The following is a 6,964-nucleotide window of genomic DNA, read 5'->3' as shown; positions in this document are numbered from 1 at the left end:
GAAACTATCACGCACGGTTCTTAGGGGGGAAAGCGCCCGTAAGGGCGCTGACCTACCCGATCCGACACTTGCCACTAAACTTTACTATCATTACAAGAAAAACCAGAAGCTCGGCAAAGTGCCAAAAGGATGCAAGTTCAACATCATCAACTTCGTGGATGTGGAGTACAGCAAACGGGTGAACCCCATTCAGGCAAAGTACATCAATAATCTTGCGGCGGCGAGCGAAACGGCGGAAACCCTGTTGGAATCCCTGCAGAAAGGCAAGAAAGAGGGAGGCGGAGGCAGTGACCAGTTCTTTCAGACTTCTGCCGTGAACTTTCTTGCCGCCTGTATCTACTTTTTCGTGAACTACGAGCGGGAACCCTACGATGCAAACGGAAAGAAACTGTATGCGGAGAAACGGCAAGATCCGCAGACGAAGTTCTGGAAGCCGACGGGTGTCGTTCGTGACCGTGAGGGTGGCAGCATCGTGGAACCTGCCTATTGGCTTGGAAAATACTCGGATATGCCGCATATCCTTTCATTTCTCAATGAGAGCTACCAGACTATTTTTGAGGTACTTGAGACGGACAACGAGGTCGCGCCGTTGCTCGGCCCGTTCCAAACGGCCTTCAAAAACAAGGCGATGGAACAGTTGGAAGGTATGATAGGTACGCTGCGTGTCTATACCAGCCGTTTGGCTACAAAGGAATCTTACTGGATATTCCACAAGGATGGGGACGATTTCGACCTGAAAGTTAGTGACCCCAAGTCACCCAGTTATCTGCTGATAGCCAACGATCCGGAAATGGAAAGTATCATCGGAGCGTTGAACGCTCTGATATTGAACCGTCTCGTTACCCGTGTGAACACCGGGCAGGGGAAAAATATTCCGGTCAGCATCATCGTGGATGAGCTACCGACACTGTATTTCCACAAGATAGACCGACTGATAGGTACGGCGAGAAGCAACAAGGTAAGCGTAACGCTGGGTTTTCAGGAGTTGCCGCAGTTGGAGGCTGACTACGGAAAAGTGGGAATGCAAAAAATCATCACGACAGTGGGCAACGTGGTAAGCGGTTCAGCTCGCGCAAAAGAGACACTGGAATGGTTGTCGAATGACATTTTCGGCAAGGTGGTACAGGTCAAAAAGGGCGTGACGATCGACCGGGACAAAACGAGTATCAATCTCAATGAGAACATGGACAGTCTTGTACCCGCCTCGAAAATTTCGGATATGGCGACGGGATGGATTTGCGGACAGACGGCACGTGATTTCGTGAAGACGAAAACCGGTACGGGAGGCTCGATGAACATTCAGGAGTCGGAAGAGTTCAAGACTACAAAGTTCTTCTGCAAGACGGATTTCGATATGAGGGAGATAAAAGCGGAGGAAGCGGCCTATGTACCGCTACCGAAGTTCTACACTTTCAAGTCGAGGGAGGAACGGGAACGCATCTTGTATAAAAATTTCATACAAGTCGGACAGGATGTAAAAGACATGATAGCGGATGTACTGAACAAGCGTGGGGCGAAATAAATCAAAATCCCTGCAATAATTTACGTGGTTATTGCAGGGATTTTTGTATTCCATTCAGCTACCCGAAATCTTGCGGACATAAATGAATCATCTGACAGTTTCCGATTTGGAATCGTTTTCCGACAGCAGATTTTGTAATTTGTCGATGTCCGGTAGAGTCTTGCGCAAATTTTCCGGCATTTCTTGGGCTGTGCGGTATGTCGCCACGCCCATAGGCTTATCATAGTCGCGCACCATGATTTCGACAAATTGGCGGTTGGCATCCTGACATAGGACAATACCGATTGAAGGGTTCTCGTGCGGTTTCTTGTCGGTCATATCATATACAGTCAGATAACCGCTAAGCTGTCCGAGATAATTCGGGCGGAACTTGCCCCGTTTCAATTCCACGATTACGCTGGCATTCAGTTCTCTGTTGAAGAATACAAGGTCAGCAAACATTTCCTCTCCGGCAACTATCAGGCGATGCTGACTGTCGATAAAAGTGAAGTCGTTTCCAAAACGGAGAATGAACTGCTTGATATTGGTTACGATTTGGTTTTCGATGACCTTTTCGTTCCAGTCCTGTTCGCGTTCTCCCACATTCTCCAGATTAACCATTTCGAGCATATACTCATCCTTGAACGCCAATGTCGCTTTTACGGCATAAATGGCTTCGGGCAGCACTTGAAGGAAGTTGCTCGGCAAAGATCCGCGATTTGAATAGATGTCTTCTTTCAAGTAATTTTTGAGAGAGGATAGCGACCACGCATTTTGAGCGGCACAATGGATATAGAACAATCGTTCTGCGATGTCTTTTGAACGAGTCAGGATTTCAATATGATGTGAAAAGCTAATCTTGACAAAATCGTCCCAGGTAAATTCGGTATTGACCGGTTGCCCGATAAGTTGCAGCAGTAGATGCTCGTCAATATCCAATTCGCCCAACGCTGTTGGATGAATTAAAGCCGTACCCTTTTCCGACGAATGGTTTTCCAATTCGCCCAACACTGTTGGACGAATTAAAAACGTCCTCCATTCCTCATAGAATGAGCGCATCCGTTTCAACCCCGATTCAGAAAAGCCGTGCAGACCGGGCAACTCCCGTTGAAGGAGCTTTGATATGGTAGGCAATGCTTTAGTACCCCAACAGCCGATGCGGGAATTTTCAGACACGAATTTCCCCACTCCAAAATACAACGAGAGAGTTTCTTTGTTGACCGCAGCCGCACTTCTATACCGGCAGCGTTCGATGGCATGTTTGATTATCTCTACTGCCTCTGCATATTGTGTATAATCCGATGGGATAACTTGTTGTTCCATATACATACGTTTTTGTGCCGCAAAGGTACGAAAAATACGGGATATACAGGGCAGAATGCCAACATATTATAGTGCCGTGTGGGTCTTATTCGGTATTTTTAGCGTTCCGGTTTCCTGCACTCGCTTTGCTGCCAATCTACTCACTTAGATGTTCATGTGTCTGGGGCGTGCCGAGAAAGCCGGTAGCGGTGTGGATAAGATTGTGAGCGGTTGGCAGTCTTTGGGTTGGCCGCTTCCTACTGTAGCCGAGGAAACACGTCCGGACTATGTTGTGCTGACCTTGCAGTTAGGGATGAAAACCCGACAAGAAAACCTCGCAAGCAGGATTTGAGAAAAGAGCAAATCTTGGAGTTCTGTGTTGAGCCGCAATCCCTATCTGATATTTTGCAACATTTAGGATTGAAAGATAGGGAAAATCTTATGGAGGTCTATATCAATCCGATGATTGGTGCAGGGGTATTGGAAATGACGGAGCCGGACAATCCCACAAGCCGTAACCAGATGTATGTAACGGTAAAAGTGGAACAAGAATTTCAAAAGTAAGTTTATAATAGGATATTGCGGCTTGGACGCATCCAACCTCATACAAATAACACTGCCCGCGTGAAAATGGGGGCAGTGTTATTTATATGGTAGTTCGCTTATTTAAGCTCGTGTACCGCTTAAAAGTTCGGCAAGTTGCCGGTCGCAGAATTTATCGTATTCCTCCTTGTCTGTACCGCTTTCGATAGCCCGGTCGATAACATCGCCCAGTTCGTCGAAGCAGACTTCTTCATTGACACACTTTGCATTGCTATCATCTTCTTTCAGTAGATAGACCTCGTAGTAATCAGAGCCGTTGAGAGCGATAACGACATATCCGGCGTGTAACCGTCCGTTTACTTTCAGCCGCAGTGCCGGTAATTCTTGGAATACCGTAGCGACAAATTCGCTGACTCCCCACGACATAAAGACGGGTATGGGGGTAAATGACAGTAATTGTTCTTTGATGGTCTGTGCGATGTGCATTACATACTCTTTATCCATAACTTTGATTTTTAATATGATTATTGATTTATGTTAGTTGAACCATTCGGGGTTATCCTCTTTTAATTCCGTGATGAGTTCATCGTCCGGTAATTTGAGGGTCTTCGCATCGGCGAAAAAGAAAACCTCGTCATATATTTGTTCGGCTTCCTTACTTGCAAAACCTTCGCTCTCGTCCTCGAAACTGCCCGGATGAAGTGCATCGAGCAGAGCGGTAGAGCCGATAAGTAGTTCTTCACCTTCGTTGGATTTCACGATACGGCAGATGTAGATATTGCCGTCAAATTGTAGTTCTTTCGTTTTCATACGCCTGTTATCTTAATGGGATATGTCTCCCGTTTGCCTTGAGGTATTCCATGATACACTTCGCTTCTTCGTGCGATGCACGGTTGCGGTCATCGTAATTGCGTGTCTCGTCTGCCATGACCACGATACACTCCTTTACCAACCTGTAAAGGCTTTGCTGCAGCGTGGGGTGCATTTCGGGGATAGCGGCTGCAAACCGTTTGGGATTGAAGCCGTAATCGTTCACTGCTCTTTCCCAGTCTTTGGCGAGCTGGTACTCCTTGCTTTCCTTGATGTTGTCCATAATCTTGAATTTTAATGATTTGTTTTTTATTCCCTCCGTTCGATTCCTTTCTGTCGGAACCGCTTTGGGATTTTATAGATGCGGTAAACGGTTGTCGGTACAGCTTCATACGGGAGGCTTTTCCTGCCAATTACTCTTTCTGAGGGAAGGAAGAATTTGCAGGAAATACATTTCAAGCCGCCGGATCAAGCGCGACGGCCGACCTTTGCATCTGATAAAACCAAACCGGGGCTGACAGGGAATGAAGCTGGGGAAACGCTATAAAAGGGAAGTTGAAAATGGTAAAAAAGAGAGGAAACGAAAGCTATGAATGGAGGAAGGGTGGGTGGTGACGGGTTCGTCAGAAAGTTAAAAGAGGTACTTGGGTCCTTTGTCCGGAGCATACAAAAATGAATAGAGGGCGGATTTCCCCCCCCCTATTCGTTATGACAACAACATTTGTCAGGCAGCTATTTCTTCCGTTTGCGGTTCGGTCTGTGCTTCCGCTTCGGGTTGCGGTTCATCGGGTTGTTCCGCTTCCTGCGTGGCTTGTTCCTGCAAAGCGGCTTTTTTTTCCTTAATGCGTTGGTGCCGCTTTTCGTACACTTCATTATATCCGTCTTGGATATTGGCAAGTTCTTCGGGCATATGCTTTTGGGCGAAGCCAAGCAACAGGGAGGCTGTGGCGTTGTTACCGAATGCGTCCTTGAAATTGGCAATCAGATAATCCCTGCGGATAACGGCTTTCTGCTTGGCGGTAAGGTTCTCGATGATGCGCATTTTGTCCTCGCTCGTAAGGTAGTAATAAGAACCTTTATCTTCAATTCCCACCTCATTGAAATGCTCTTTGCGGAGTGAGGAGAGCAGGAAGAAATACACCATTTTCTCCTCGTCCTGTCCAAATTTGCGCTCTGACATATCGACCTCTAAAATCCGCTTTTTGGTGTCTTCAACGGTCTTTTCGAGGGCAATCTCCTTGTTGCGTTTGTCCTGCTTTTCCAACTTCTCGATAGGTGAAAGCGGCATTTCGGTTGCTGTACCGTTTACGGTGGTAGCGGTATTTGCAACATAGCACAGTGTAATGTCGTTGCTCTCAATACGGAGATAGAGGGAGATTTCTCCTGCTTCGCTTCGGGTGCGGATTGCTTCGCATTTTTCGGTGTAACCGTTCAATTCCTGCCCGTAATCCTTTTCTGCATCCTCGTATTCCTCGGTGGTATCATAATCCTCTTTTTGAGGTGCTTGGGGGCTTTCGGGGTATTTCGTTGCATAGGTTTTAAGGCTTTCCACTTCGTAGCCCATAGCGGTAAGTCGGTCGATGACAGCTTCATTGTAATTGTAGCTTTCGTGGCAGAGGGGAACGGCAGGGTGCTGTTCCATGAGCCGCATAGCCTTTTCGGTAAGGTGCGATGTGTTCATTTCCACCAAGCAAGCGCGGTTGGCGCAATTTCCGCAACCACCCTCACAGAACAACATCATATTATTGGTATTGTGAGGGCATGAAAGACAAAGGGTTTTGTCGAATGAATAGCGATTGAGGTCTGCGGTGTATTGCCGTTCGATGCTTTGTGCCACCTCGGAAGCTTTCATGCCTCGCCAACTATTGTACTGCACCCCCTCTTTCAGATGTTGGTCGTACACCTCACGCTGTATCTCTTCCCCATAACGGCAGATTTCACTTGCCACGCTGATTGTGATTTCGTCCTGCTCCAACAGCAAAGCGATTTCGGGTATCAAGGAAACGAATTTAAGTCGTGTACGGATATATGCCTCCGTCTTGCCGAACTGCACGGTCAAGGACTGTACATCGTGGCGACCGCTGTCTATGAGCTTTTGGTAGGCGTTGGCTTCCTCAATCGGGGTCACATCCTTACGCTGCAGGTTCTCGGTAATCGCCATTTCCTCGGCTGTCTCGTCTGAAATTTCCATGACGATAGCCGGAATTTCCGCCAATTCAGCCATGAGGGAAGCACGGTATCTGCGTTCTCCGAATACAATCTCGAAACGGTTGTCCGCAATAGGGCGCACACCGATAGGCTGAAGCACTCCCTGCTGACGGATGCTCTCGGCAAGTTCCGCAAGGCTTGTCTCGTCAAAGTTCTTACGTGGGTTGTAGTTACTCGGCTGAATGTCTGCCAATGCTACCGATGTGATGTTCTTCTCTACTGCTTGAACTGCTGTTGTTGCCATAATCATAAAATTTAATTGGTTGATATTTGATTTTTTTATTTTCCCTTTTTTCGGTTCTTTTCTCTGCCTGAACCGCTTGGGATTTACAGATGCTTCAAGGGACTGACGAACAAGCTATTTTCAACGCTTTTTCCGGAAAATTACTCTTTCGCAGGAAGGAAGAATTTTACGAGAAATGCACTTCAAAGCGGTGAAATCAAGCGCGGCAGTCCAAATTTGCGTCTGGAAAACCAACCGGCGATGGCAGGAACGAGGCCGGACAAGCGGCAAGTGGAATAAATAAAAAAGTAATACAACCATGCGGTTATAAGAGGTAATAGAACAGGAGAACACCCAGGAGGGTATAAACAGGAAAA

General features: G+C 47.1%; 8 protein-coding genes. 3 read left to right on the top strand and 5 right to left on the bottom strand.

The genetic code is table 11. The features are described 5' to 3' along the window. Positions 1–1,522 (top strand): type IV secretory system conjugative DNA transfer family protein (locus tag HC965_RS11160; protein ID WP_223854826.1); only part of this gene is annotated, 1,522 nt, incomplete at its 5' end. Between the two features lie 87 nt (positions 1,523–1,609). Here the strand turns inward: HC965_RS11160 and HC965_RS11155 are convergent. Further along, positions 1,610–2,824, bottom strand: a complete 1,215-nt coding sequence (locus HC965_RS11155) for a PDDEXK nuclease domain-containing protein (protein WP_004320495.1) — start codon at positions 2,822–2,824, stop codon at positions 1,610–1,612. 148 nt (positions 2,825–2,972) lie between these two features. On the opposite strand from HC965_RS11155, the gene HC965_RS11150 reads away from it, so the two are divergent. Together HC965_RS11150 and HC965_RS26770 are read left to right on the top strand one after the other, a co-directional pair. Next, on the top strand, positions 2,973–3,155 hold the full coding sequence (locus HC965_RS11150; protein ID WP_008782490.1) for a hypothetical protein: 183 nt from the start codon (positions 2,973–2,975) through the stop codon (positions 3,153–3,155). A gap of 89 nt (positions 3,156–3,244) precedes the next feature. Beyond that, on the top strand, positions 3,245–3,367 hold the full coding sequence (locus HC965_RS26770) for a Fic family protein (RefSeq protein WP_004320497.1): 123 nt from the start codon (positions 3,245–3,247) through the stop codon (positions 3,365–3,367). Between the two features lie 102 nt (positions 3,368–3,469). Here HC965_RS26770 and HC965_RS11140 read toward each other — a convergent pair whose 3' ends face one another. The 4 genes from HC965_RS11140 to HC965_RS11125 form a co-directional block, all read right to left on the bottom strand. Continuing rightward, positions 3,470–3,850 (bottom strand): hypothetical protein, encoded by a 381-nt coding sequence (locus HC965_RS11140; protein WP_004320499.1) that lies wholly within the window; start codon positions 3,848–3,850, stop codon positions 3,470–3,472. A gap of 33 nt (positions 3,851–3,883) precedes the next feature. Then, positions 3,884–4,156, bottom strand: coding sequence for a hypothetical protein (locus tag HC965_RS11135; RefSeq protein WP_004320500.1), 273 nt, complete (start codon positions 4,154–4,156; stop codon positions 3,884–3,886). 7 nt (positions 4,157–4,163) lie between these two features. After that, complete coding sequence (locus HC965_RS11130) at positions 4,164–4,439, bottom strand: hypothetical protein (RefSeq protein WP_004320502.1); 276 nt, start codon at positions 4,437–4,439, stop codon at positions 4,164–4,166. A 441-nt stretch (positions 4,440–4,880) separates the two neighbouring features. Beyond that, a complete protein-coding gene (locus tag HC965_RS11125; RefSeq protein WP_004320504.1) occupies positions 4,881–6,608 on the bottom strand; it encodes a ParB/RepB/Spo0J family partition protein in 1,728 nt (575 codons plus the stop codon). Between the last annotated feature and the right edge of the window lie 356 nt (positions 6,609–6,964).

This window comes from Bacteroides sp. GM023 (assembly GCF_014750685.1).
Lineage (GTDB): Bacteria > Bacteroidota > Bacteroidia > Bacteroidales > Bacteroidaceae > Bacteroides.
The sequence above is the reverse complement of the archived record's forward strand: the minus strand, read 5'-3'. Positions and strand labels throughout refer to the sequence as shown.

What these genes read in the sequence shown, in the direction of transcription:
- HC965_RS11155 (WP_004320495.1), bottom strand. Translation starts at nt 2,824, where the DNA reads ATGGAACAACAAGTTATCCCATCGGATTATACACAATATGCAGAGGCA.
- HC965_RS11150 (WP_008782490.1), top strand. Translation starts at nt 2,973, where the DNA reads ATGTTCATGTGTCTGGGGCGTGCCGAGAAAGCCGGTAGCGGTGTGGAT.
- HC965_RS26770 (WP_004320497.1), top strand. Translation starts at nt 3,245, where the DNA reads ATGGAGGTCTATATCAATCCGATGATTGGTGCAGGGGTATTGGAAATG.
- HC965_RS11140 (WP_004320499.1), bottom strand. Translation starts at nt 3,850, where the DNA reads ATGGATAAAGAGTATGTAATGCACATCGCACAGACCATCAAAGAACAA.
- HC965_RS11135 (WP_004320500.1), bottom strand. Translation starts at nt 4,156, where the DNA reads ATGAAAACGAAAGAACTACAATTTGACGGCAATATCTACATCTGCCGT.
- HC965_RS11130 (WP_004320502.1), bottom strand. Translation starts at nt 4,439, where the DNA reads ATGGACAACATCAAGGAAAGCAAGGAGTACCAGCTCGCCAAAGACTGG.
- HC965_RS11125 (WP_004320504.1), bottom strand. Translation starts at nt 6,608, where the DNA reads ATGGCAACAACAGCAGTTCAAGCAGTAGAGAAGAACATCACATCGGTA.